General features: G+C 40.0%; 22 protein-coding genes. 5 read left to right on the top strand and 17 right to left on the bottom strand.

The window, feature by feature from the left end; all coding sequences use genetic code 11:
• The first annotated feature begins 183 nt into the window (after positions 1-183).
• Entirely contained in the window at positions 184-612 is a 429-nt protein-coding gene (locus UABAM_RS17300; RefSeq protein WP_151969266.1) for an Hsp20/alpha crystallin family protein, read from the top strand.
• A gap of 34 nt (positions 613-646) precedes the next feature.
• On the top strand, positions 647-1,003 hold the full coding sequence (locus UABAM_RS17305) for an Hsp20/alpha crystallin family protein (protein ID WP_151969267.1): 357 nt from the start codon (positions 647-649) through the stop codon (positions 1,001-1,003).
• A gap of 87 nt (positions 1,004-1,090) precedes the next feature.
• Here the strand turns inward: UABAM_RS17305 and aspS are convergent, their stop codons facing one another.
• Complete coding sequence (aspS, locus tag UABAM_RS17310; RefSeq protein WP_151969268.1) at positions 1,091-2,872, bottom strand: aspartate--tRNA ligase; 1,782 nt, start codon at positions 2,870-2,872, stop codon at positions 1,091-1,093.
• Positions 2,873-3,978: 1,106 nt separating this feature from the next.
• On the opposite strand from aspS, the gene UABAM_RS17315 reads away from it, so the two are divergent.
• Positions 3,979-5,025, top strand: coding sequence for an SGNH/GDSL hydrolase family protein (locus UABAM_RS17315; RefSeq protein WP_151969269.1), 1,047 nt, complete (start codon positions 3,979-3,981; stop codon positions 5,023-5,025).
• A gap of 271 nt (positions 5,026-5,296) precedes the next feature.
• Here UABAM_RS17315 and UABAM_RS17320 read toward each other — a convergent pair whose 3' ends face one another.
• The 15 genes from UABAM_RS17320 to UABAM_RS17390 form a co-directional block, all read right to left on the bottom strand.
• The gene (locus UABAM_RS17320; protein WP_151969270.1) at positions 5,297-5,770 is read right to left on the bottom strand and encodes a hypothetical protein; all 474 of its coding nucleotides are present in this window, start codon (positions 5,768-5,770) and stop codon (positions 5,297-5,299) included.
• 12 nt (positions 5,771-5,782) lie between these two features.
• Positions 5,783-6,004, bottom strand: coding sequence for a sigma factor-like helix-turn-helix DNA-binding protein (locus UABAM_RS17325; RefSeq protein ID WP_151969271.1), 222 nt, complete (start codon positions 6,002-6,004; stop codon positions 5,783-5,785).
• A 462-nt stretch (positions 6,005-6,466) separates the two neighbouring features.
• Positions 6,467-7,792, bottom strand: coding sequence for a putative aminohydrolase SsnA (ssnA, locus tag UABAM_RS17330; protein WP_151969272.1), 1,326 nt, complete (start codon positions 7,790-7,792; stop codon positions 6,467-6,469).
• A 9-nt stretch (positions 7,793-7,801) separates the two neighbouring features.
• Entirely contained in the window at positions 7,802-9,454 is a 1,653-nt protein-coding gene (locus tag UABAM_RS17335; protein WP_151969273.1) for a fused MFS/spermidine synthase, read from the bottom strand.
• Positions 9,455-9,465: 11 nt separating this feature from the next.
• Positions 9,466-9,822, bottom strand: a complete 357-nt coding sequence (locus UABAM_RS17340; RefSeq protein ID WP_151969274.1) for a hypothetical protein — start codon at positions 9,820-9,822, stop codon at positions 9,466-9,468.
• Positions 9,815-10,210, bottom strand: coding sequence for a hotdog family protein (locus UABAM_RS17345; RefSeq protein WP_151969275.1), 396 nt, complete (start codon positions 10,208-10,210; stop codon positions 9,815-9,817). Before UABAM_RS17345 ends, UABAM_RS17340 begins: the two co-directional genes overlap by 8 nt.
• Positions 10,207-10,638, bottom strand: coding sequence for a DUF2062 domain-containing protein (locus UABAM_RS17350; RefSeq protein ID WP_173013380.1), 432 nt, complete (start codon positions 10,636-10,638; stop codon positions 10,207-10,209). The genes UABAM_RS17345 and UABAM_RS17350 overlap by 4 nt, the downstream gene beginning before the upstream one ends.
• Positions 10,607-11,293 carry a LolA family protein gene (locus UABAM_RS17355; RefSeq protein WP_151969277.1) on the bottom strand — a complete coding sequence of 229 codons (687 nt, stop codon included), beginning with the start codon at positions 11,291-11,293 and terminating at the stop codon, positions 10,607-10,609. Before UABAM_RS17355 ends, UABAM_RS17350 begins: the two co-directional genes overlap by 32 nt.
• A complete protein-coding gene (locus UABAM_RS17360) occupies positions 11,293-13,431 on the bottom strand; it encodes an AMP-binding protein (RefSeq protein WP_173013381.1) in 2,139 nt (712 codons plus the stop codon). Before UABAM_RS17360 ends, UABAM_RS17355 begins: the two co-directional genes overlap by 1 nt.
• Complete coding sequence (locus tag UABAM_RS17365) at positions 13,424-14,971, bottom strand: HAL/PAL/TAL family ammonia-lyase (protein ID WP_151969279.1); 1,548 nt, start codon at positions 14,969-14,971, stop codon at positions 13,424-13,426. Before UABAM_RS17365 ends, UABAM_RS17360 begins: the two co-directional genes overlap by 8 nt.
• Positions 14,971-16,179 (bottom strand): beta-ketoacyl-[acyl-carrier-protein] synthase family protein, encoded by a 1,209-nt coding sequence (locus UABAM_RS17370; protein ID WP_151969280.1) that lies wholly within the window; start codon positions 16,177-16,179, stop codon positions 14,971-14,973. Before UABAM_RS17370 ends, UABAM_RS17365 begins: the two co-directional genes overlap by 1 nt.
• Positions 16,179-16,466: an acyl carrier protein gene (locus tag UABAM_RS17375; protein WP_151969281.1), complete on the bottom strand. Its 288-nt coding sequence runs from the start codon at positions 16,464-16,466 to the stop codon at positions 16,179-16,181. The genes UABAM_RS17370 and UABAM_RS17375 overlap by 1 nt, the downstream gene beginning before the upstream one ends.
• A 1-nt stretch (position 16,467) precedes the next feature.
• Entirely contained in the window at positions 16,468-18,153 is a 1,686-nt protein-coding gene (locus tag UABAM_RS17380) for a C45 family peptidase (protein ID WP_151969282.1), read from the bottom strand.
• Positions 18,143-18,907, bottom strand: a complete 765-nt coding sequence (locus UABAM_RS17385) for a polysaccharide deacetylase family protein (RefSeq protein ID WP_173013382.1) — start codon at positions 18,905-18,907, stop codon at positions 18,143-18,145. The genes UABAM_RS17380 and UABAM_RS17385 overlap by 11 nt, the downstream gene beginning before the upstream one ends.
• Positions 18,904-19,803, bottom strand: coding sequence for an LpxL/LpxP family acyltransferase (locus UABAM_RS17390; protein WP_173013383.1), 900 nt, complete (start codon positions 19,801-19,803; stop codon positions 18,904-18,906). Before UABAM_RS17390 ends, UABAM_RS17385 begins: the two co-directional genes overlap by 4 nt.
• 500 nt (positions 19,804-20,303) lie before the next feature.
• Here UABAM_RS17390 and UABAM_RS17395 point away from each other — a divergent pair, with 500 nt between their 5' ends.
• On the top strand, positions 20,304-20,966 hold the full coding sequence (locus tag UABAM_RS17395) for a PEP-CTERM sorting domain-containing protein (protein ID WP_151969285.1): 663 nt from the start codon (positions 20,304-20,306) through the stop codon (positions 20,964-20,966).
• Positions 20,967-21,409: 443 nt separating this feature from the next.
• Positions 21,410-22,900 carry an aldehyde dehydrogenase family protein gene (locus tag UABAM_RS17400; protein ID WP_315854351.1) on the top strand — a complete coding sequence of 497 codons (1,491 nt, stop codon included), beginning with the start codon at positions 21,410-21,412 and terminating at the stop codon, positions 22,898-22,900.
• Between the two features lie 373 nt (positions 22,901-23,273).
• On the opposite strand, the gene UABAM_RS17405 is transcribed toward UABAM_RS17400, so the two are convergent.
• Positions 23,274-24,959, bottom strand: a complete 1,686-nt coding sequence (locus UABAM_RS17405; RefSeq protein WP_151969287.1) for a hypothetical protein — start codon at positions 24,957-24,959, stop codon at positions 23,274-23,276.
• Positions 24,960-24,962 lie beyond the last annotated feature (3 nt).

Raw genomic sequence — 24,962 nt, forward strand, 5'->3', positions numbered from 1 at the left:
AAAATGACAATTTCTTGATTTGATTTTACGTAAAGCTATAAAGGTGTTGTTTTTGTTAAGTTATTTATTTGCAAATATTTATGTTTTTTATTTTCGTTTTGGCACAGTAGTTGCTTAATGGGTGAGATGTAATGATAAAATAAAAATAAAATAAATTTCATAAAATACAAAAAGGAGAGCGCCATGTTTTTTACCAAAGACTTACGCAACGTACATGATTTGCAAGAAGAAATGAACAAAATATTCGATCATTTAAATTTTCGCTTTGTACAACCTGGTACAAGAGGACAAAAAAATCTTCCGGTTAATATCCAAGGAAATCATGAAGAAGCAACTATTAGTATCGAAGTACCAGGTGTCAACACTGAAGATATTGATATTAGCATAGAGGGTAATATTGTGCATGTTAGTGTCACGCGCCACGATAAAGAAGGTGAGAAAAAATATTATCTGAAAGAAAGACGTACGGGAAGTTGGAAAAGATCTATTCAACTTGGTTTTGACGTAAATGAAGAAAAAGTAGATGCCAGTTACCAAAAGGGAATTTTATATATACATGTTTCCAAACAACAACAAAGTGCCCCAAAAAAAATAACTGTCAAAAAAGCCTAAGCCACAATTAAAATAAAAAACAAGGAGAGTAACAATGAGTACAGATATTAAAGATGAAGCTATGATTTTCGTTCCCGATACAGATGTATATGAAGAAGAGGATGTGATCACACTGGTGGTGGACCTACCAGGTGTCGATGAAGAGTCCGTAGACGTTCAATTAGATAAAAATCAATTACAGATTTCTGCAAAAGCGGAAAAACCTCAGTTTAAAGACGATTATAAAATTCAACATACAGAATATTATACAGGAGACTTTAAACGAACGTGGGCGATTAAGGAAAGTCTTGACCCTGAAAAAATAGACGCACAAATTAAAGATGGTGTATTAACTCTCAAACTACACAAAATAAAAAGTTCTGCGAAAAAAATTCAGGTTCGCTCTGCATAGTGAAAATGACAATATAGTCTTGACTTAGCTATTTAATGTAGCTTTCTAAAAACGTTACGCAAATCGCGTAACGTTTTTTTATGTACTTTACTCTTCGCTGCTTTTTTCGTTGTTCGCTTCTTCGTCTTCCTCTTTTTCCACTACATTTAAATGCAATTCATCTAGCTGTTCGCATTCGATAGGAGTCGGAGAACCGTCGTATAAAAACATACCATTACTTGCATTGGGGTAAGCGATCACTTCGCGGATGTTTTCCAACTGTAACATGGTCATCACTAAGTTGTCAAATCCCATACCAATACCACCGTGCGGCGGACTCGCATATTGGTATGCATCAAGTAGAAAGCCAAATTTCTTTTGCGCTTCTTCTTCGCTCATGCCGACGAGATTCATGACGCGTTTTTGTATTTCTGGATAGGAAATACGAATAGAACCACTTCCCAATTCTACGCCGTTTAAAACTAAGTCGTAGAGTTGCGCCTTCACATCACCTGGGTTTTCTTCGAAATTTTCGATAAATTCGTCTTTTGGCATGGAGAACATGTGGTGCATTGGTGTCCAGCTATTCGCTTCTTCGTCCCACTCGAATAGTGGAAAGTCAATTACCCATAGAAAATTGTATTCTCCTTCTGGGATCAAGTTTAATTCGCGTGCGAGGTAGTTGCGCAATTCTCCTAACGAACGATGAACAATGTCACTTTTGCCAACACATAGCAATAATAAATCGCCGTCTTGTGCCGCGGCTTTTTCATAAAGCTTTTGTACACTTTCTTCGCTCATTTTTTTTACGGGACTTCCTTCAAGTTTTCCGTCTTTTACTTTGAAGGCTACCAGCCCCTTGGCTTGGAACTGATGTATGTATTTTTCTAATTTTGAAACTTGTTTTCGCGAATATGCGGCGCAGCCAGGAGCTACGATACCCTTGATAGTCGCTCCGTCTTTAAGCGCGTTTTCAAAAAGTACAAATCCACTTTCACTTACTGCTTCACCACAATCAATGAGTTCCATTCCAAAGCGCATATCGGGTTTGTCAATACCAAAACGCGCCATGACTTCGTCGTAGGTGTATGTCGGGAAAGGTGTTTTCAACTCGACATCCAGTACATCGGAAAAAATAGTTTTCATGACGTGTTCCACGGCGCGAAATACATCTTCTTGTTGTGTTGTCGCCATTTCGACGTCGACTTGCGTGTGTACGAGTTGACGGTCTCGACGTGCATCTTCATCGCGAAAACAGCGCGCAAATTGGTAGTAACGATCTAACCCACCAATCATTAACATTTGTTTATACAGCTGTGGGCTTTGTGGTAAGGCGTAGAATTTACCGTGGTGTACACGACTAGGTACGACAAAGTCTCGTGATCCCTCAGGTGTACTACGTACCAAAACCGGAGTTTCTACTTCGAGAAAACTCATTTCTTCGAAAGCTTTGCGTATAGCAGAAGCTATCTTGCTACGCATTGTCAAACGCTCAATCATTTGTGGACGACGCATATCTAAGAAGCGATACTTGAGTCGCGTTTCTTCCTTTACATCAATTTTGTCAAACAATTCAAAGGGAAGAACCTTCGAGCGCGAAAGGATTTTCATTTCTTTACAAATAACTTCAATTTCCCCTGTTGCCATATTGGGGTTTATCTCTTTTTCTGGTCGTGCTTTGACTTCGCCTTTTAGTTGTACATAGGCTTCTTTTTCCAGCTGGGGTTTTAAGTTTTCATCGAAGTACACCTGACAAAAACCATAACGGTCTGTTAAATTGACAAACGCAAAATGGTTGTGGTCGCGGATAGAGCGAATCCATCCACTTAAGGTAACTTCGCTACCAGCATGTTCTTTGCGAAGTTCTCCGCAAGTATGAGTACGTAACACTTCTTACAGCCTCTCTAAATTAGTTATTGTCGTTCCAATAAAAATACATCTCTAGATCGAATAATTTGCTGTTAACTGTACTACGTATGGTGGCAAAAATCAAGAAAATACAAATGCGATTTGTTATCAGCAAATAAAAAAGGTGAGCCAAAATTCATTTGACTCACCTCTCTTATCCGTGTGATGTGTTGTAGGGGTTCTAACGATCCTACCATATCCAATATATAATTTTAGGTATTTCCGCAAATCAAAAACAACTTTCTTTATTTGGCGTGAACGCCAAACCCGTTTTTTTGGGTTTCTTACTTTTAAGATGTTGTTTTGTCTTTGTTATCTCTATTGTTAATTACAATATAACAGCACATAGAATGAAAGTCAATAGTGAAATACGGAAAACTTGCGGTTTTTTTTGTCTTGTTTTTTTAAGTTGCTGTTAAATAAAGATTTAAATCGTTATTTTTTTGTGGTAATAATTTAGATTGTTATTTTTTCTATAATTTTTTTGCAGGATGAACAGCTCAAAAAAGACAAATGAACTATCTTGGATACGAACCTCCAATTATTTTATCGTGAAAACTTCACATCAAATAAAAAAGGTGAGCTAGAAAAGTACGTTTTCTGGCTCACCTTTTTTTTTAGTGACATGTTGTAGGGGTTCTAACGATCCTACCATATCCGATATAAAAATGTGTTGGTACAAAATAGAAACAAATCTTTTATTCTTACCTGCTCTCTCTGGTAAGTTGCCAAAGGATGTTTTACTTTGTAACTTTTACTGCTAATCTAATTATACACCATGAAAGATAAAAGTCAATAATAATTTACGGAAAACTTACGATTTTCAACAATAAGGCATAAGTTGTTCTAATATAGGTGGTTATGGGGATGTTTTTAGAGAAGAATTTGTTTTTGTAACTAAAATGATGGCGCCTAGTACAAAAAAATGTACAATGACAATTATAAAACCTTGTAGGTGTTTGCGTTATCAATAGTGAATTTTGATGTTGTTTTAATCATTGATGGGAAGAAAATTGCGTAGGATAAAAACATGGACAAGCACTTTATTTCATTTCGCTAAAATTTCTTGGTTGATCGTGGGAGTCACATTGTTTTTTTGGTTTGTTCTCAACGGTATTGCAAGTGCTGTGATCTATACAACAAATTTTTTTACGACCCCCAAGCCATGTGCATTTGTTATTGCGAATGAAAAAAAATGGAGTGAAAGTTATTTTAACGAACTGGTAAATATAAAGGCGGAGTGGACCCCCTATCTTGTGTGGAAATGTAAACCTACACAGGGAAAGTATATTAACGTTGATAATAATAGCATTCGAGCAACTAAAAATTATCATAAAAGCGGTATCAAAATTTTTATGTTTGGTGGCTCAACAATGTGGGGAAACGGTGCTAGGGATGATTACACAATACCGTCTTTTGTTGCGCACTACCTAAACGAAAAAGGAATAGTGGCAAATATAACGAATTATGGAGAAACGGGACATGGAAGCACACAAGAAGTTTTGAAACTGCTATTGCTACTCCGTGAAGGAAAAAGACCAGATTATGTTATCTTTTATGATGGTTTTAACGATACCGTGGGAGGATATCAATCTGGGGTCGCGGGGTTTCCTCTAAGTGCACCCAGAAGACATCAAGAATTTAATATGTCTCGGAGATATAACAAATTGGGCAGAGCTTTTACTAAAGCAACACTACAAAAGTTTCCGGTATGTTTTGTGGTAAACGATTTGTTGTGGTATTTTCGGGTAAAAGGATCATCTGTTGTAAAGTCTCGCATGGATCTAGATCGACAAATTGTAGAAAAATATCTGCAAAATGTTTCTACTGTGAAACAACTCGCTAAGATCTATGGTTTTAAAGCTTTTTTTTATTGGCAACCAACTCTTGAATCCAAAACCAATCGAACAATGTTTGAAAAGACTCTTTTTGAGGAAGGTTTTTCTTACCACAATGGTTTAACAGGTGTTTATAAGGTTTTTAAAGAGAAGTCGCCGCAAGGAATCGTGAATTTAGATGATGCTTTAAAAGATCATGAAGGAACCTTGTTTTATGATTGGATTCACATACTAGAGCAAGGAAACGGTATTATTGGCAAAAGAATGTCTGGTGATATCTTCCAAACTATAAAGTAGTTAGTTGTTGCTGTGCAAATTGTTGTATGTTTAGGTAAGAGTGCTTAAATAATATTGAGTATAAAATTCGTATTTTTTTGTGATAAAAACCGTATGTAGATTAGATGGTGTTGTTGAATAATTCGAAGTGTTGTTTGGTGTGTTTTTTACGAGTCAATACGACGTCCAGACACGAGTTTTTTACATCGTGCTAATGACTCTGATAACTTTGGATCTAAGGTAACTTTATTATAACAAAATCTTAGAGAGAAAACTTGCGCAAGTGATCTTTTTATGCGTCGGCTACGATAGCATAGGCTGTTCCAGCTACAGCTGTTATAACTAAAAGATGATTTCCCCAATGCATGGACTCCCAATACATGCTAACCCCGGTAATGATCGCTAATGCCGCACAGGCAACAATAAAAGGCTTACCGAATATAAAATCAAGGATGTCTACGCGCATTTGTTGTGGTTCGCCGTTGTAATGTTTTTCCACAAGTTCTCTATACTCTTGTGGAAGACCCAACTTTGATAGTGCTTGGTGATTGATCCTACCATTTGAGATATCTGTAAACAGAAGTTTGTCTACGCGATTTTCCATTTCGCGAATTTTTTGGTAATACTCTTGCCATTTTTCGGTTTTGAGTAGTTTTTTGAACTTTAGTTTTTCGAAAAAGTTTAAATCTCCGTTGAGTGCTTTGGAAATTAGTTTACGGTTATTTACTTCATCGATGTTTTGTAATACTTCATTCTTGTCAGACATTGTGGTTCTCCTTTAATCATCTCTGTATATCTGCGATGGTTCTATTCCATTTTCCACCGCATAACGATACAAAGCTTCTCTTATATCATATGTGTAACGACCAACTGTTTGAGAGGTTATCTTCATTTCTTTGGCGATTTTTCGTAATGGCCATTTTAGCATTCTTTGCAACATGTATGCGTGCACTGCACGCTCAGGCAAACTTCTCATATACTCAATTAACCTTTCATCCATATATATCCCCTCAATTTTAGGAATGCATTATTCCTATCACTTAAATAATACTATAAGAAAAAAAATGTTGTTGGGCACACAAATATTAGAGGCCCTATTTATAAGGTTTTGAAGTTGCCGCTAACCGCTAACCCCCTATTTATATAGCAAAAGGATTTTGGTCGTTTTCACTTGTTTGAAACAGTAACTTTATAGAAAAGAAACAAAAGCAATTTGAAAACTATACTTTAATGCTACACATCCCAAAAACTCCCAGGAGAAACAAATGGAATCTCTAAGAATGTGTGTTTACAAATTTCTATTTTGTACCCTATGTACATTTATATTATTTATTATCTCTTTTTACCAAGATAATTTTACCACGATGAGTCTATTTGTAATATTTATTCTACTATCTAGTCGCTATTTTTTCATATTTTTAATTGTATTTTTTACTGAATGGGGTTACGAAGAAAAAATGAATTAAACAATACGCTTATGAAGTTTTGCTGCTAATTCCCTGCTTCGAGCAGCGATTTTTTCTTCGTCTAGATTTAGTATTTTTTTGTTCTTCATTAAAATTTTTCCACCAACAATCGTCGTATCAACGGTTGCATCTACCATACCAAAAATAAAATGTCCTAAAAAGTTGCTACTGCTCATATGTGTGGGAGGTATGTAGTCGAGAATTGCCAAGTCAGCAGGGACATCTTTATCAATAATGCCTAATCTTTGTGAGAAACAGCGTTGCGCAATGAGTGGATTGTTTTGCAAAAGCATTTGCGGTACTTCGGCAAAAGCCACACGCGGATCTTTGTTTGCCAAACGATGCAACAAATACGCGCAACGCATTTGTGACAACATGTCCGATGACATTCCGTCTGTACCAAGACCAACAACAAGTCCTTGTTTCATCATTTTTAAAATAGGTGTCACACCTACCGCATTATTCATATTTGATTCGGGGTTATGCAGTATCATCGTTTTAGAGTCGCGCAGTAGTTCAATTTCACGATCGCTAATGTGAATACAATGCGCGAAAAGAGACTTTTCACCACAAATGTTCTCTTTGATCAAACGTTCAATGGGGGTTATGCCATATTTTTTTTGCGAATCGACGCCATCCTCTGGACCTTCACAGACATGTATATGGTAACCCACATTGTATTTCTCTGCGACTTCGCGACACTCATGTAGTGTTTTGTCGCTTATGGTAAAAGAAGCATGCATGCCAAATAGTGCTGAGAGAAAATCGGAATTTTCGTTTTGCATTCTCTCTAAAAAACGCGCATTTTCGGCGATTCCCTCGCCTAGTTGATTGCGGTCAGACACTTCGTAGCATAAGCAGGCGCGAATGCCGCTTTCGAGAGTCGCTTTGGCAATTTCATCTAAACTTCCGTTTGCACACTGCGGGCTTGCGTGGTGATCAATGATCGTCGTTGTCCCATTGCGAATGCACTCTACCATGGGAACTAAAGCGCTGTAATATACATCTTCTGCTTCAAGTGCGGCATCGAGTTTCCACCATAGGCGTTCTAGTATTTCTTGAAAAGTGTATGCCGGTTCCCCTGGAGGAGCAAATCCTCTGGCCATAGTGCTGTACAAGTGGTGATGTGCACATATAAAGCCCGGCATAACCACTTTGTTTGTCGCATCCACTTCCACAGGACAGTTGTATTTATCTTTCAGACTCTTGTCACCAAAGTCGGCAATCTTACCATCTTTTATATAGATGACTCCTTGGGGAATGACGGTGTTCTCTGTTCCTAGTGTGACAATTGTTCCGCCACTAATTAAATATTCGTTCATGAAACTCTCCTATTCTGCCACCATGTATTCGACAGGGGCGTATTCATCTGTGAGTATGGGATGATCAGCGAATTTTGCGACGTACTCATCATCTATGACCGCTGCTTTTTTGTAGTACATGGAACCTAAAAGTAATTTGTCTGCTTTGCGTCTCGCTTGTACCATGTTGGGCGACTTTTTGAATACAAAAAATATGAGGTTAGTTCTTGCTTTTTTCATCTCTCTATTGACCGCAAAAACTACGATATTGGCAAAATGCTGCTTAATTGTTTTGACCAGTGACTTGTACAATTGCGACTGCTTACCTTCACGTGCGGCAATAACGTTAATGGCAATAACTCCGTCATTGGTTAAAGCGGTGTGTAGCTCTTTAAAGTATTCTGAGGTTACTAAGTGATGTGGGATGCTGCGTACTCCGTGAAACGCATCGAGGAAAATAAAGTCATAGACATTACTTTTTCCACGAAACCATCGACGCCCATCATCGATATTGATGTGAAATTTTTCACTTTCTTGTAGTTTAAAGAAGCGTTTTCCCACTTCCTTTAGCTCAGGATCAATTTCAACAGCATCTATATTGCACTGTGGAAAGTTTTTGTGGAAAATCATGGGCATTGCAAAAGCCCCCCCTCCTACAAAGCAGGCAGATTTTAGTTCTTCTTGGGAGCGAAAACACTTGATGAGTTCCCAGTATTTTGTGTAACGAAAGATTAAGTTACCCTCTTTTTTCGTAAGAGCACCCTCATTTGTCGAATCTAAAGTGAGTAGATAATAATTCTTTTCATCGTAAACGCGTACGAGATGATAGGAATTTAGATTTTTGTATATCTCTTTTTTACCGTTTACTACGGGAAAAACATCCACTTGCCCTTGAACTCCCCACAGAGAAAAAGACACGATGAGTAGAGCAGCTGTTTTTATTGCTTTTTGATTCAAGGAGGTCTTGTCCAAAAAATAAGCTACCAAACAAAGTACAAAAGGAATAACAGCGGTAAAATAGTAAATTTGCGATAGAGCAAAATTGGGGATGAGATAAAAACCAGTGAGAAAAGTCCCGAGTATACTGCCTATTGCCGAGGTGGACGAAACAATTCCCGAAGCAACACCGACCATTTTGACATTATCGGAGATTATTTTTACGCATAGAGGAGGAATTGTGGACAAGCAAAATGCTGGTAAACAAAAAATGAGTAGCGAGCCAACAATAGGGCCTGTTGTGTACGAGTCGTAATTTGTTAAAAAGTTCGCGAGTGCACTTGCGGTAAAGGGGATGGTACTGGCGGTAGCTCCTGAGATAATGAGCAAAGTGTACAATAGCTTTTGTCGCGGATGTTTTTCTGCTAAAAATCCCCCGAGTAGATACCCTAAAGACATGGCAAATAACACCGTACCGATAACACCCGTCCAGCAATAAATGGTATTTCCGTAGTAAGGGGCTAAAACACGAGATGACGTTAACTCAATCACCATCACGAGGCAACCACAAATTAAGGATATGGCACTTAAAAACACCGTAGGTAAATGGCCTGCTGATGATTTTTTTGCGGACGATTTTGCTGTGGAAGATGGCTTTTCCGCCGCCGCCGGTTTTTTCGCTGGCGAAGGTGAGTGATTCTCTTTACTTTGTGGAGCTTTTTTTTTATTTTTTTGCTTTTTTCCCAATGTACTTTTCCTTACTCAATTATCTTTACGACAAATTTTATATCGACGGTTACGGTATCATCAACCCAAAATTGTACCCGTGCTTTTTGCAAATCGTTTTCTATGGACAAAAGTTCTACTTTACTCGTCAATTCCATGCTCGGAACAAGAGGGGTTGTAAATTTACAACGTATGATCTTTTCTAGTGTCACTTCCTTTTTTAGAAAGCGACTCATGATACAAACTGCTAACTCTAACGAATAAATTCCCGGAACAATGGGGTTGTCCTCGAAATGACCGGCAAAAACATGTAAATTTTGTGGAATTTTAATTGTATTATCTTCTTGCAACATTGCAAGAATATCCTCTGTCATCGTGTAATTATTCATTGATTTCACCGCGATCTAAATACAAAAAAACGCGCCCTTTTACAAGAACTATTTCACATTGCTTCACAATGCCATTTACAATTTTGTGTTGACCTAATTCACCTTCTATGTTGACTTCTACACAAATGTCCATCTGCTGTGGGTCGGCAAAAAATTCAAAATTTTTAATGGCGGTTAACATTCCCAATCCCTGCGCATCGCCTCCCAATTTTGCCATCATCACTGCGGCCGTTTGTGCAATCATTTCTACCATTGCCGTTCGCGGATTTTTGTGAAAAAAAGTTTTTTGTGGCCAATTTACATTACAAACAATACCATTTTCATCGTGAGAAATAATTTCATCGACTAGCCGTACCGGATGACGGTGTGGTAAAAATTTTTCTATCAACGTGTGTTTCCTCGAAAAAAGTGTAAAAAAGTCCATATAAGTGCGAAGCAAAGCATTCCACTTAATGCAGCGAAGATAATACTTCCGACAATATAATTTTCCATGAGTTTTAGGCAATACTCTAAGTGGATATCGGTAACAGAAATCGTTAACCATTTTTGATGTAGAAAGATAGACCCTGTTTGCATAGATAAAAAGAGGATGAGTGGAATCATCGGCGGGATAGATATGTTGGAAAATAGGAGTACGATAGGTTTATTTAGTTTGAAAAGATGAGCAACTCCCACAGCCACAAACATTTGAAACCCCCATATAGGAACGATACCCATGAAAATTCCCAGACCTGCAGAAGCTGCCATTATAAAGTTATTTTCAATACCTTCAGTAAACAATACTTTAATTTTTTGATGTAGTTTTTTCAATGCCATCAGAGAAGTTTTCAATAAAGATTTCGGTAAATACATCTGATTTGAGTTTTACATTGTGTAGTATTTTGGCAAATTTGATGTTGGTGTAGTTTTTTTCCGACTCGTATATAAGAACGCGTTCAATTGTTTTTTGATCTGCAGCGACGATGATTTCGATTCTCTGTATAAATTTCTTGAGTTCGGCACTACTCGTAAAGACAAGTAGGTGTTTGCCTTGATAGTTTTTGCGAATAGATAGAGTGAATCTTTTACGCGCTTCGCTAAAGTCTCCTTCGAAAAAGGCAAGTATGTACTCATATGCCAATTTTATGTATTTTTCATTGGGATTTATGATGCGTTTGCGTTTGTTTTTTCGCCACTTGTAAACCTGCATGTCTTCGTTATTGATCAGTACGACTTTTTTGAGGGGTTTGGCGTACTCCCAGCGTATACTACGTGGAGTTTTACGAATATACGCCCATCCTTTTAAACGGAAAACATCGTCAAACAATTCCAGACGTTTTTCTTGTTTGAATTGACAAGCCATTGTTTGGACTTCACGAACGTTTTTTTGTAGCTTTTTTAAGTACTGTTCTTGATCTTTTTGTGGTAATGCAATGTATTCATTGGCACTTGTGCTTAGGCACAATATGAACGACAAAAATATAATGCGCATTACGACTTCTCCTTATCGACAATTTTTTTGAAGCGTACTAGATAACACAAGTTTAAGACGCGCACTGTGACAAGAATGGTGTTGAGGATCGAAGTTCTTACGTTGTCCATAAATGGACGAAAGTGCGAAACGCGACCGCCCGGAGGATTGTACTCAACGCGGATGGGAATGGACGTAATTGGAATATTATGCCATGCCGCACGTGCTAGGATTTCCACTTCAAATTCATAACGTGAAAAATACGTACTGACGCGATTGATTTCCGCGACAGGATATGCGCGAAAGCCACTTTGTCCATCACTCATGTCTTTGCCTGTTTCCACTTTGAGCCAAAAATTAGTAAATTTTTTACCAAATTTACTAGAGCCAGGGATGTGTTGTGCACTCATATCTCTGTCGCCTACGATAATTGCGCGCGGATTTTTTTCTATCTTTTGTACAAAGTCCCATATATGAGAAGGAAAATGTTGTCCATCGCTGTCAATGGTAATAACATTTCTCCAACCAAGCTCTTGGGCTTTTTTAAATCCAGCTTTTAGTGCTAGGCCTTTACCGCGGTTTTTAGTAAAGATGACTTTTTCCACATCACACTCTTGTAATACATTCAATGTATTGTCTGTTGACCCATCCACAACAACGAGAATATCCGTAATATAGTCACTGCAATCGTCAATCACTTTTTTCAGTAGATGTGCGTGATTGTATGTGGGGATGACAACACCTATTTTTAGAGAACGCGCCTGTATCTTACACTTGGCCATCTGGGTAAGCGTAGGATAGTCTACCTTATTATTATGATTGCGCAGAATGGTGTTTTGCAAAAAAAACTTGTACACAACGCTAGCATTTGAAGAAGTTTGGGCGAATAGTTTTTTGAGTTGTTCTTCTTTCACCTCTTTTTCGGTAGATACAAAGGCGACGGCTCTTTCGCCTTTGGCTCCTGCATCGGCAATGCGGACAACTGCCGCATCTTTTACAAGAGGTAAGGCTTTTAGCTCCTCTTCTAATTGTGTGGCGAATATTCTTTTTCCTGCGAATTTAATCAGATGTTGTTGACGTCCTTTGATGCAAAAACTATCGTCTTCGTTGAGAGATATGTAGTCTCCGGTTTCGTACCAATCCTCATGCAAATTAGGAGAAATGGCGGGAGATTGAATGCGTAACTCACCTTCACCTAGTGTTTTATCGTGCACTATGTAAGGAAAAAAATGTAGTTGCTGCGCGGCACTTTTCCATAAACGAGAGGCAATTCCACCTGTTTCTGTCGAGCCATATACTTCGAGAATAGCGACGTTGGTTTGTGCAAAAAACTGTGTGGCAACACACTCTCGCAAAGGAGCACCCGACGATATACAGCGTTTTAATTTGTTAAGAGGTGTATGATCTTCTAATTTGATAAGAGATTCATAGTGCACCGGAGAAGCGACAAGAAAATCGGCGCTGTGTTGTTGTAGGGCGTTGAGTATATTCGAGGGCAATATTTTACTGCATTCTACCATTGTTGCCCCTACGCGACATGGAAGTAGGATACCAAAGAGTAAGCCGTATATGTGAATGAAGGGAACGATTGTTACAACCGTATGATCTGTGCGAATACCGACTAGCTCTTCAAGGTATTGCAGCTCGCTCAAAATATTGTGATAAGTTTTTTCAATGTATTTGGGTTGCCCAGATGTTCCCGAGGTATATAACGAAAACATTGTTGCATTGTCTTCGACTTCGTGTATTTCATCGTAGGAGTCTTTTGGTAAATCATTTATATATGTTGCCGTGTTCATGTTGATGTGATGACTCTCAATGGCCTTGTCATCGTACAAAACCCAATCGTACTTTTGGGTAGTGAGAACTTCTTGTAAATGAAAGTTGTCACTAAAATTGACCAGTACAGGATTTTTACCGCTTTGGATGAGAGCAAAAAACGCATGGAGCATGGTAAGGGTATCGCGAATAAGTAGAAGCACTGTGGGATTTTTTGCTGCCGTGGACAATGTCCCTTGTTGCTCTAAGAAAAAGGCACAACGACGAATGTCCAAATCCAAAGTTTTCCAATCGATTTTTGTGGTGCCACTCACAAAGGCAATTTCTTGTGGCTTTTGTTGTGCAAACTCGCGTATGTATTGACAAAAATTTTTAACCATCTTCATATCCTGCTAAAAGAAAATCCGCAACAGCATTTATTTCAAAATCCATAGGTCTATCGTCCTCTAGAACAGGACTAACATTGCGGATTTGTCGATAAAAATCTAGGGAGTTTGAAGAAATACCATGTTGCCCTCTAATATCAATTGCTTGTGCCGCTGCCAGGCTTTGGATGGCAAGTATTTTGGCAATGAGTGTTGCGATGTGATCTAAATCACGCGCGGCAATAGTCCCCATGCTCACTTTGTCCTGGTTGTTATTTTCGGTAACTCGGGAGAAAATACTCGCGGCTGTGGTGTTGCGTAGAACTTCGGCGGTGAGCGCTGATACGGTGATTTGCATTCCCTTAAATCCATGGTTAATGCCGCTATTGCTTCTCACCAAGTTCGCCGGAAGCATTTGCGAAAGTTTTTCATCTACCAGTAGTGCCATTTGTTTGTCGGCTAAGTCCGCGAGATGTGAAACTGCAATTTTCATACTATCGGCGGCCTGGGCAATATACCCTCCGTAGAAATTACCACCGAGGAGTATCGTTTCCTCCTCGTGAAAAATAAGTGGGTTATCAGTAACGGAGTTTAACTCGATTTCCGTCCACTTTTCGGCGATCGCCAGGCTGTCGCGGACCACACCGATAATTTGCGGGGCACAGCGCAAAGAGTAAACATTTTGAATGGCAAAAGGCAAGAGCTGCTTGCGATTTTCCTTGAGATTTTGCGCCGCTTCCTGGCGGTAATCGGTGAGAAAAGTACTTCCTTCTAAATCGTTGTCTATGCGCCGTGCTGTATATATTTGTCCGCGAAAGGGTTTTACGTTGTGGATACGCTTATCAAAAGCTTCGCGTTTTCCACTGAGGACCTGTATACAAATAGCGGTTAATTTTTCGGCGATGGAACATAAGCGACGAATCTTGTACAGTGACAATGCCAGTACCCCGGTCATTACCGATGTACCATTGATAATCGCCAAACCTTCTTTGGGAAACAGTTCCATGGGAGTAATATTACGGTTGCGCAGTACCTCTTGTGCGGGAACTACCTTGCCGTTTTCGATGACACGTCCGCTACCTTCCATCACTGCCGCAATGTAAGCGAGTGGTGTCAGGTCTCCCGAAGCTCCTACAGAGCCTTGTTGCGGAATGTAGGGAATCACTCGTTTGCTGATGAGTTGCTGTAGATTTTGTAGTAGCTCATAGCGAATGCCGGAGTGACCTTTGGCGAGACTGATGAGCCGCGCTGCCATAATGGCAATGGCTTGTTGGTCCGAAAAAGGTTCGCCGGTTCCGCATTGGTGATAACGTATTAAATTTTGTTGTAAGGTTTTGGCAAAGCTCTCCCCGACAAACTCGCGACATGAATCACCAAAGCCTGTGGTGGTTCCGTAAACGGGAATATTTTTTTTTATTTGCTCCTGTAGAAAAAGAGCATTTGTTTTAATTTTTTCTACATATTGATGGCCATTGTGAAGTTCTAATACATCTTTGCCATGTGCCACTTTCACAACATCATTAAGGGCAACATTCTCGTCTTTTACCACAACCATTATTCAAACCACTTTAAAATGATACAAGCATTGGTGCCGCCAAAACCAAAGGAATTCGACAATATAACGCGCGGTGCTTCGTAAACTGTTTTGTTGGTAACGTTGATTTTTGGTGCTTCATCTTCTTGCTCATGAAAATTAACACTAGGGGCAATAAAGCCATCGTGCATCATTGCCAGTGAGTAAATGATCTCCGAAGCGCCCGACATCCAGCATTCATGGCCGGTCATGGACTTTGTTGAGGAAACCAAAGGGCCATTTTCACCAAATATATTGTGAATGACCGAAGCCTCGACACGATCTCCTACTGGTGTAGATGTCGCGTGAGCATTGATGTAGTCGATGTCTGCGATTTCGACGTCACTCATTTCAATCGCATCCAGTATACATCGCTGTGCCCCTTCTCCGGAAGGAACGGTTAGGTGACTACCATCGGAAGAAAAACTAAAGGCGACAATTTCCCCGTAAATTTTATGATTGTTTGCCTTGGCACGTTCTAAACTTTCTAGTACAACTATGGCTCCACCACCACCAGGAACAAGTCCGGTACGCCCTTTATCAAAAGGCCGCGAAGCCTGTTGCGGATCTGTGTAATCGGAAAAAGCACCCAATGCATCGAAACTTGACATCGATAGCCAATTCATTTCCTGAAAGCCACCAGAAATAACGGCTTGTTGCATGCCTGTTTGTATAAGGTTGTAGGCATAACCGATGGCATGAGCACCAGAAGCACATGCGGCGCTGGCAGTTAGACTCATACCACCACAACCAATCATTTCTGTTAAAACATTTGAACAAGCAGAGTTCATGGCTTTGTATGCAATATTGTCACAAAGTTTTTTCGTATCTTTGTACTTGTGGGTTTTGTGGAAAATTTCCTCTATGGGGTCTGACGCACTATCATTTCCCACAACAACACCGACATCTTCACCGGCGAATTCGTCTTCGCTCCAGCCATTTTCTTCTAATACTTTTTTCCAGGTGAGTGCTGCATAAAATGCCGCTTCACTCATTTTGGTTCTATCTAAACCATATGTATGGAGAATCGGTGGCAGTTTCGAAGTTAGCGAGGAGCGAAAACCGTTTTTGACACGCTCTTCGTCTATGTGCATACAGCCTTTCCCTTGTTGTAGAGATTGCGAAACCTCTGCAAAAGAATGCCCAAGATTTGATGTGATACCAACACCTGTAATTACAACTCTGTTCATTAGCTTTGTGTGGCTCCCTGTTGTTCTTTGACCATTTTTTGATTTTCCAAAATAAAATGTACAATGTCCTCTATTGTTCGCAATTCTTTCGCTCTTTCTTCTTGGGCGCGAAATGCAAAAAGTTTTTCCAAGGCGACAATCAAATCCACAGCGTCAAGACTGTCTAGTTCTAAATCTTCAAACAAATGTGCTTGTGGTTGCAGATCTTCGTTTTCTATTTCGAACTCTTCATGTAGAATTCCACATACTTTTTCGAGGATTTCCTCGTGTGACATTTCCTTATCCATATTATTGGTCTCCGACTTTTTTGATACGTGTTTTTATGTCGCTAATCCACTCTCCGTAAGGGTGATTCTTAAGCGCTTTTTGCCATTTTTTACGTGCTTCTTTATAGCGTTTGTGTTGGAAATCTAAGTCTCCTGCGGCAACCATTGTCAAAAAATGTTGTGGATTCACTTCGTGCATTTCTGCAACGATTTTCTCCAGTTGCCCTTTTTTTTGTTTCCATAGACGAACATTTTGCCGCCAGGAGACAAGTTGTGAAACTTTTTCAGGAGAAACAAGTGGATCAGCGTCTATGATCTGTTCATCCAAAATAAAACTTTTTTGCGGTTGCTGTGTAAAAATATCGTTAATGGAAATAGGTAAGTAACGTCCGGATTGGTTAGGACCACTGTTTATCCATAAAATTCCGGCGGTTAAATCAAAAATAACCGAGTGCGAACATATGCTAGGATTGATCGAGTGGAGGTGGCTTAGTCCAATTTGTTCATTATTTTTTAATTTTGTATCGCGTAGTATGGAAGCCGCGACTTGGGGATCGATTTTCCCGTAAGAATTTTTGATGAGTTCACGCATGCGTTCTAATCTTTTTGGCGAACTTCCTTCGCGAACAAAAATCTGATGATTGTGATGTGAAGCGAACTCTTTGGCAAAAAAGTGATTGGCGCAAACAATGGCTTGCGAAAAATGTTTTGCGCGACGCATGCGCGTTATACTAGGACTCTTTTCAATAATGACCACTTCGTTTGTTTTACCATCACCAATGAGAAACGATTCGGAAACATAGGTGCTGCTTTTTTTTAAAATAGATGCTGCTTCAGAGATATTTTTTGCGTGCTGCAAAATTTTACGCACCACAATAGTAACGGGTGTTGCTTTCCATTTTACATGATCAGATTTTCCGGCGTTGATGGTCACCGCTAATTTATATTTGTTGACTCCAGAAACTGCTCCGCTCATTCCTGGCCAGCTTACGGATAGAAAAGGTATGCCTTTATCGGGAATCACAACCTGTACGATTTTAAAGCGGTCGAAGACATCTCCTATTTCAAAATCAAAATTGCGTCCGATAATTAAATTTCCGTTTGTGGTACTTTCGCCCCATGCGGCAAAAGAAGTGCATCCTTGTAGTGACAATACGTTTTCTAAAACGCGATGCCCTGTGTCATGAGCCGCTTGGTAATTTAGCGCACGAAAATACGACGAACCCAACTCGGGATGTTTATCGGGAACCGCTAGCGAGTATCCGTAGACTTCCTGTAGTATGTCATTCGAGAAGTATTGTTGTAAATCAGAGTAGATGACATAGCCTACTTTGCGGAACATCCATATCAAGGAAGTGTTTCCGACAATTTCTTCCACGCGTTGTAGTAGGGCGTCTTCTAATTTAGGAGCAATTTGTCCGACGAGTTTGCCCGAAGTGTAACCTACGGTGAACGGGTCGCCCTTCGCCATGAGAAATAGTAGATTTTGTTCGCGTTTACTCCACGAATTGGCAAGTTGGCTATGCGTCTCGTGAACTTGAACTTTTTGTAAAGAGGCTAACCTTTGTTCTAAGTTGTCGATGTGCGGGGGAGTGTATTCAAAAAGTTCTTCGACGAAGGCGAAAAAGATACACAACAAAACACACACGCTAGTAAAAAAGTATAGTAATCTTCGTAGTATGGTGCGCCACTTTTTTTTAGGGGCCATTTGTTAACTCCAGGTAATGATCTAAAGAGACAACATCGCTTTTGTTTTGTAGGGCATTAAAAAAAATATCTAGTTCTTCGAGCAATTGTTTTTTGGAAAATTCCGTGTAGTTTTCAGGCATTTTTCCGTGAAATAGAACAACGCCACCTTTATCTACTGTTTTTAAAAGGCGTTTCGCCAGATTTTCCGTACGGCGATTGCCAAAATCAAGGGCGCGAATATCAAAAAGTATAAGTTCATAGCCGCCACTTTGCAATACTTTTGCCAAATGTGGTGACATTAAAGCATAAGGTGGACGAAACCATTTCTTTTTTATGTACGGTTCGCAAGCACGGTGCGTTTTTGTAAACTCTTGTTCCCAACCACGACGCAACATAAAATTTAACCACGGCACATGGCGGTAGCTGTGATGCGCAATCGTATGTCCACGATCACAGATTTCCTTAATCAAATGTGGGTATTCGCTGGCATCGCGGCCAATGACAAAAAATGTTGCCTGAAAATGGTACTTGCCGAGCAATTGAAGTAAATCAGGCGTCAAGTTCGGGTGTGGGCCATCATCAATGGTCAATACTATTTTGCCAGGGATGCGTTTGCGCGGAATACCGTCGATGAAAACACGCGAACGCAGATAAAAAACGCCTATATTTAATATTATGAACCACAAAATGAATATCAAAAAGTAGTATGTGGTGTTATTTATGGCAGCAGCCACGACAATCAATAACAATGAGAACAAGTGGAATCGTTTCACTTTTGCGCCCAAAAGTCGTAAAAATTAAACCATTGTTCGGGATATTTCACCAGATTTTTTTCGGTAAAATCAATGTATTTTTGCAACCAACTCTTCAGTTGTTCTTCACGCGTATATTTTTTGTCCCACACACATTGCAGTGGTTCACTGCATACAACTTTATAGGCATTCCATTTTGTTTTTACGACGCTAACAAAGCAAATTTTTTTGCCAAGCGTCGCCGAAAGAATATAAGGCCCCACGGGAAAGTGCGCGTCTTTACCGAGAAATTCACCGACAGAAGTACGCATTTTGCCAAAGTAACGATCCCCATGCATGGCGACTATTTTGTCTTCTTGGAGGCGGTTTTTAATTTGAAACAAACTATCGTGCTGCGCGTCTAGGGAAATGATTGACACAAAATTATCTGCCTTTTGCCGCAGCATCTTTTGCAAAAAGTCTCCGGCAACCACCGACATCGCTACGTGAGTGTGGATGTCTTTTTTGTCCTTTAGAATCGATAAGCCCGCTTCCCAGTTTCCCAAATGCGAACCGAGGATAATACCTCCTGATTTTTCTAAACTCTCCAAGTAATCGGTTCCATGAGCTTCGAGGTGAAATTTGATGCCAAAAAATACCGCAACGCGATCTATCAATACCTGGCCAAACACAAAAATGCGTTTGAAGGGAAAAAATAAACCGAGTTTTTGTTTGTCGCTTTGTTCCCAGTTTTCATAGATCTTGCGCAATTGCGCAGTAGATCGACGACTTTTGGGGCGAAACATATAGTAGTAGCAACACACAAAAAACAATAGCCCATAGGCAAAACGCAGTCCAAAAAGGCGTAGACTGTAGATGAATATCTTATAACCCAAAGGTGTCCCGTATGATTTACCATCCCATTTTTGTTGCTGCATTTGCCGTTCCTCGATCATAATGGAAAATATTTTATACTATTGCTCAGCTATTTGCGGTGAATATTTTACAATATTTTGCGACGGTTGGTAATAGAATTTCGGATTTTTCATTTGATTCTATGTGTTTGAAGTGCAATTTGGGGTCTGGATTTTTTTGGATACGAATCTGGTTGTGGAGGCACCACAGCACTATCATGCTTCTACGCTGAAGGAATATTTGAAAATCAATATTAAAAATGTGGGTTTTTGCATCTTTTTTTGTCTATAAGTTGTTCTTTTTGTTTTTAGAAATTATGGTTTTTATACTTTTGTGATAATTTTATTTTTTATAGTTTTGATATGGATTTTTAGTAAGGATTTGCTTAAGATTGTAATATGGTCTTAAATAGCCATTTTGTACTATTATATGTTTGTAGTATATTAAGGCTCTAAAAAGGAAATGCTACACCATAAAACTTAATAAGGTATACTCGATAAAATTTCTAGAATAAGGAGTACATATGCGAAAAATAGCTATATTTTCTATCATAATGATGGCGAACTTCTGCTGGGCAACTTCTATCCAAATAGATCCTGCAGGTGCCACTTTTGAAAATGGAGCCTCTGGTGGTTTTACAACTATTCCCTCTGGTACAGTTATCACTAGCCTTGAGGTCGAATTTACAGGGGATTTTGCTACTCTAACCAATACTACAGGTTCTGGTGGTGGCGGTTTAGCTGGCTTTGAAACTGTCATAACACAGGGATCTGGTGAAGGATTAATATGGAGAGTTAACGGACAAACTTTAACCAATCTTGCAGATGATGGTAACCTGATAGTTCGTTTTAACCAAGTAGGAACTACAAACGGTGTATTCCAAGTCTTCGAATCGGGCCCTGTGAATATCGAAAATTCTATAACTATAGACGGTATCGACTTAACAGGACGTGACGCCAACGACATTAATGATCTTCTTCAAGCGATTGTTGATGACAGTAATGTTCTTGTTGCCCAGCTTCAAATAGACTCTGACCAAATCTTTGGTAATTTTGCTACTGACAGGCTTGTTAACCTTGGGAGCGCAACAGTTTTAGGGATATCTGCGGCTGTTCCCGAACCTTCAACTTACATTGCGATGTTGTTAGGGTTCTCTTTACTCATCGGATACCGCCGCAAAAAGTAGTTACAATGCCGCTTTGATTGCTAGTTGCCCTAGCAATCAAAACTAACCTCAAATTTATTTCCTCTTAAGCAGTCCCATTCAATATTTCCTCCACAAACTTTAAAAATTCATCGCCAAGTATCTACGCAAATGTTTATAATGTAGGTAACAATGTGTTACAACAAAACACTGTAAAATTTGCAAAACAAATCTTTTGTTAGGGCGTGTCATCAATTAGTTAAACTCATCAAATGTAGAGAAAATATACACATAGTGTCATTCCTGGCTTGACCATGAATCCACAAATAAAAGTGCCAAACGCAATAAAGACAAGCTTTTTTTCTTGCATGAAAAATTTTTCTTTCGTTGTTACTTAAGAAGCGTGGATCCCGCATCAAGTGCGGGATGACACTGTAAGGAAAGTATTTCTTTAATTGATGACATCCCATAGATAGGTGGATAAAATGCAAGTGGAAGTTTTAAAAGAAGTACAATCCTTTACCGAAGAACCAAAGAAAATACTCATCAACAACGAATGGGTGGCGTCGGCTTCAGGAGAAACCTTACCAGTCTACAATCCTGCGACAGGAGCAGAGCTTGCGAAAGTGGCTGCGGGAAACAAAGAAGATATTGATGCTGCGGTACAAGCAGCGCGTAAAGCGTTTGAAGGCAACGAGTGGCATAGTATGACACCTTCCAACCGTGGGAAACTCATTTGGCGTTTGGCAGATCTCATCGATGAAAACCTGGATGAACTGGCACAGTTAGAGTCTTTGGACAATGGAAAACCATATAACGTCGCCAAAGTTGCCGATGTACCGCTTGCTGCGGATTTATTCCGTTATATGGCGGGTTGGGCGACGAAAATCGAAGGTAGCACCATTCCCATTTCTACTCCGAAGTCGGCAAAGGCGCAACATTTTGTGTATACATTGCGCGAGCCCGTTGGTGTCGTCGGGCAAATCATTCCATGGAATTTTCCACTACTCATGGCGGCGTGGAAACTGGGTCCGGCACTTGCTGCGGGATGTACAGTTGTATTGAAGCCTGCGGAGCAAACACCTCTTAGTGCGTTGCGTCTGGGCGAGTTGATTGTGGAAGCTGGTTTCCCTGCAGGCGTTGTGAATATTGTAACCGGTTACGGCGAAGCAGCTGGTGCACCGCTTGCCGCACACCCTGATGTAGATAAGGTGGCGTTTACGGGTTCTACAGAAGTAGGTAAGCTCATCTTAGATGCGGCGAAGGGCAACTTGAAAAAAGTTTCACTTGAATTGGGTGGAAAGTCTCCGAATATCGTCTTCAAGGATGCTAATTTGAAGTACGCAACATCGGCGGCGGCGAATGCGATCTTCTTCAACCACGGGCAGTGCTGTTGTGCAGGATCGCGTTTGTATGTGGAACGTGAGGTTTTTGATCAAGTGGCCGAAGGTGTTGCCGGACGCGCAAAGAAAATTCGCTTAGGAGCGGGTATGGAAGGCGATACGCAAATGGGGCCTTTGGTGTCTGACGAACAATTGCGTCGCGTTTGTAGTTACTTGGAGTCGGGTGCATCTCAGGGAGCGCAAGCTCTTGCCGGTGGAAAGCGCCATGGGGAACAAGGTTACTTTGTTGAGCCTACCGTTCTTGTGAACACTAAGCCTGATATGAAGGTTGTACAAGAAGAGATTTTCGGTCCTGTTGTTACGGCGATGCCTTTTGATGATATTGAAGAGATTGCCAGTGTGGCTAATGACACCATTTATGGACTTGCTGCGGGAATTTGGACACAAGATATTAGTAAAGCGCACCGTCTTGCCGCACGTATTAAGGCCGGAACTGTGTGGGTAAATTGCTACAATGTGTTTGATGCGGCGATGCCTTTTGGCGGTTACAAGCAGTCTGGCTGGGGTCGCGAAATGGGCGAAGAGGCTCTGAAGTTGTACACCGAAGTTAAGTCTGTTTGTGTGCAAATTTAGTGATATTTAGTTGGTATGCGATGCCCCCACATCGGTGCTGCGCACCGATTGCTCCCCCACTGGGGGCTGTTAGGGGTAGGTTTTTTGTAAAACATTTGATAAAAAGTACTTGTAGTTAAAAACAGATATTGCCTCAAACTAAATTTTCCCAGGGGTGTCATTCCTGCGAAAGCAGGAAACCAGCAATATAAATTCGACTTGAAAGCGCCTGGGTCCCTGGTCAAGCCAGGGATGACAACCTTGAGATTTTTTAGTGTAAAAGCTTTTATCTCTTTTATTTATCTGTATTTAACAAAAACCTACTCTTGTCAGCCCACTGGGGGAGTAATCGGCGAAGCCGATTGAGGGGGCATCGCATACTGGCAAAAAACAACTACTTGCGCATTTCACGAGTTATACCGCTTTCTATATTGACTACGTAAGATTTTCCTCGTGTGGTAATGACTAAATAGTTAGAAAATATTTTCATCTGAACTTGGGCAAATGTTTCGACAATGATTGGTTCCGTTAACTTGAGTGTACCAATCATGCGCCCATCAAAAGACATTTTTTGTATTGAACTTACCATATTGTCGCCAAATGCGGCAGGAAAAGCATACACACAATCTTCTTCTTCTGAATAGGTGATCGCGACAAAATCTTTATTTTTCATACTGCGTACAAGACTCCACTCTTGTGTATCCACATTGTAGTTGTACATATAGCCGACACCGCCTAGTGTCACTAAAATGAGTTTGCGTCGTTTGCTGTCAAACGCTAGACCTCGCGGATGGCTTGGTTTGGGAAGGTATTTGTTTATTTGTTTCACCGCTATTGGCATATTTTTTTCATCGTAGCAGCGTAATTTCCCTTGGAATGTATAAGACCTGTTTTTCTGTTTATCGACAACATACTTACTTTTCATGAGCCACTCGTTTACTTTTTTGCTTAACTCGGGTGGCAGTATAATGGATTCGCGTTCTATGATTTTTTGTTTTTCTACATTTCTGAAATGCTCACCATCACCAAGATTTACGTAAAAAGAACTCCCGGTGTATTTACTTTGAAAACCAGAAATAGGTAACTGCGAAAAATATTTGATATGTTTTATGGTTTCGTTGTAGTTTTTACTAGGACGTTTGTAAACATAAGAGGCAATTTTGTATACGGGAACATCATCGGTAATACCTGTGATTTCTGGATCATAATAGCCGCCGAGAATGATTTGTTTTATGGCGACATCTTTGTCTAATTTGATATTCCACCGTACGCGATCATAGGCACAAAGGACTAAGACGGCCAATTGTGGTTGGGATATGGTATTTTTTACGAATACATCTATAACACCTTGAGGTTTTTGCGGAGGGAGTATTTTTTTGATTTTTATGGTGGTTTTTTTTCCTTGCTTTTTTTGTTTTTCCGCTTGTCTTTGCTTTTGTATTTCACGATGATATTGTAACATTTTCCTTTTGTAAATAAGTTCTTTTTCTTGGGGCACCTTGCCCTGGTAGGCACCTATAATGTGTAGTTCTTCATTGTAATCGTATTCTTGTAGCTGCTGCGCGCGTTTTATCGCAGCGGCATTGATAAAAAATTGTTTGCCGCGATATCGTCCTTGAAAGCTAGAAATAGGTAAGATGGTGAAGGACTTTAGCTCTTGGACCATTTTGTAATAGTTTTGACTTTTTCTCTGATGACAATAAAACGAACCTGTGTAAATAGGTGTGCTCATAGGAATGCCCGCCACTTTTTGCTCATAGGCACCACCCAAGATCACTCTTCTTACGACAACGTTTTTAGGACACTTTACATGCCAATTTACCGGTTCGTGAGCGCATAGAGCAATGGTAATGGTGCGGGCTTCGTTTGTGGTGTTTTTTATCACAATTTCCACTTTTCCAGCGGGATGGACATTGATGTTGTTTTCGGGGTCCTGCGGGTCTTCTTGCACACCGTGGGTTACGCCTGGAGAATAATGCCCTTCGTATACTCCCACCACGTGCAACTCTTCTGATTTTTGCGCAAATGTAAGCGCAATAAAAATGTACAACGCAATCGTAAAATAAATATTTTTTTTCAAGGG

It is taken from the genome of Candidatus Uabimicrobium amorphum (assembly GCF_009002475.1).
Taxonomy (GTDB): Bacteria; Planctomycetota; Uabimicrobiia; order Uabimicrobiales; family Uabimicrobiaceae; genus Uabimicrobium; species Uabimicrobium amorphum.

Bases quoted from the DNA above. Each gene is read 5' to 3' on its own strand.
- UABAM_RS17300 (WP_151969266.1), top strand. From the start codon at position 184: ATGTTTTTTACCAAAGACTTACGCAACGTACATGATTTGCAAGAAGAA.
- UABAM_RS17305 (WP_151969267.1), top strand. From the start codon at position 647: ATGAGTACAGATATTAAAGATGAAGCTATGATTTTCGTTCCCGATACA.
- UABAM_RS17320 (WP_151969270.1), bottom strand. From the start codon at position 5,770: ATGTCTGACAAGAATGAAGTATTACAAAACATCGATGAAGTAAATAAC.
- UABAM_RS17325 (WP_151969271.1), bottom strand. From the start codon at position 6,004: ATGGATGAAAGGTTAATTGAGTATATGAGAAGTTTGCCTGAGCGTGCA.
- ssnA (WP_151969272.1), bottom strand. From the start codon at position 7,792: ATGAACGAATATTTAATTAGTGGCGGAACAATTGTCACACTAGGAACA.
- UABAM_RS17340 (WP_151969274.1), bottom strand. From the start codon at position 9,822: ATGAATAATTACACGATGACAGAGGATATTCTTGCAATGTTGCAAGAA.
- UABAM_RS17350 (WP_173013380.1), bottom strand. From the start codon at position 10,638: ATGGCATTGAAAAAACTACATCAAAAAATTAAAGTATTGTTTACTGAA.
- UABAM_RS17355 (WP_151969277.1), bottom strand. From the start codon at position 11,293: ATGCGCATTATATTTTTGTCGTTCATATTGTGCCTAAGCACAAGTGCC.
- UABAM_RS17360 (WP_173013381.1), bottom strand. From the start codon at position 13,431: ATGGTTAAAAATTTTTGTCAATACATACGCGAGTTTGCACAACAAAAG.
- UABAM_RS17365 (WP_151969279.1), bottom strand. From the start codon at position 14,971: ATGGTTGTGGTAAAAGACGAGAATGTTGCCCTTAATGATGTTGTGAAA.
- UABAM_RS17370 (WP_151969280.1), bottom strand. From the start codon at position 16,179: ATGAACAGAGTTGTAATTACAGGTGTTGGTATCACATCAAATCTTGGG.
- UABAM_RS17375 (WP_151969281.1), bottom strand. From the start codon at position 16,466: ATGGATAAGGAAATGTCACACGAGGAAATCCTCGAAAAAGTATGTGGA.
- UABAM_RS17380 (WP_151969282.1), bottom strand. From the start codon at position 18,153: ATGGCCCCTAAAAAAAAGTGGCGCACCATACTACGAAGATTACTATAC.
- UABAM_RS17390 (WP_173013383.1), bottom strand. From the start codon at position 19,803: ATGCAGCAACAAAAATGGGATGGTAAATCATACGGGACACCTTTGGGT.
- UABAM_RS17395 (WP_151969285.1), top strand. From the start codon at position 20,304: ATGCGAAAAATAGCTATATTTTCTATCATAATGATGGCGAACTTCTGC.
- UABAM_RS17400 (WP_315854351.1), top strand. From the start codon at position 21,410: ATGCAAGTGGAAGTTTTAAAAGAAGTACAATCCTTTACCGAAGAACCA.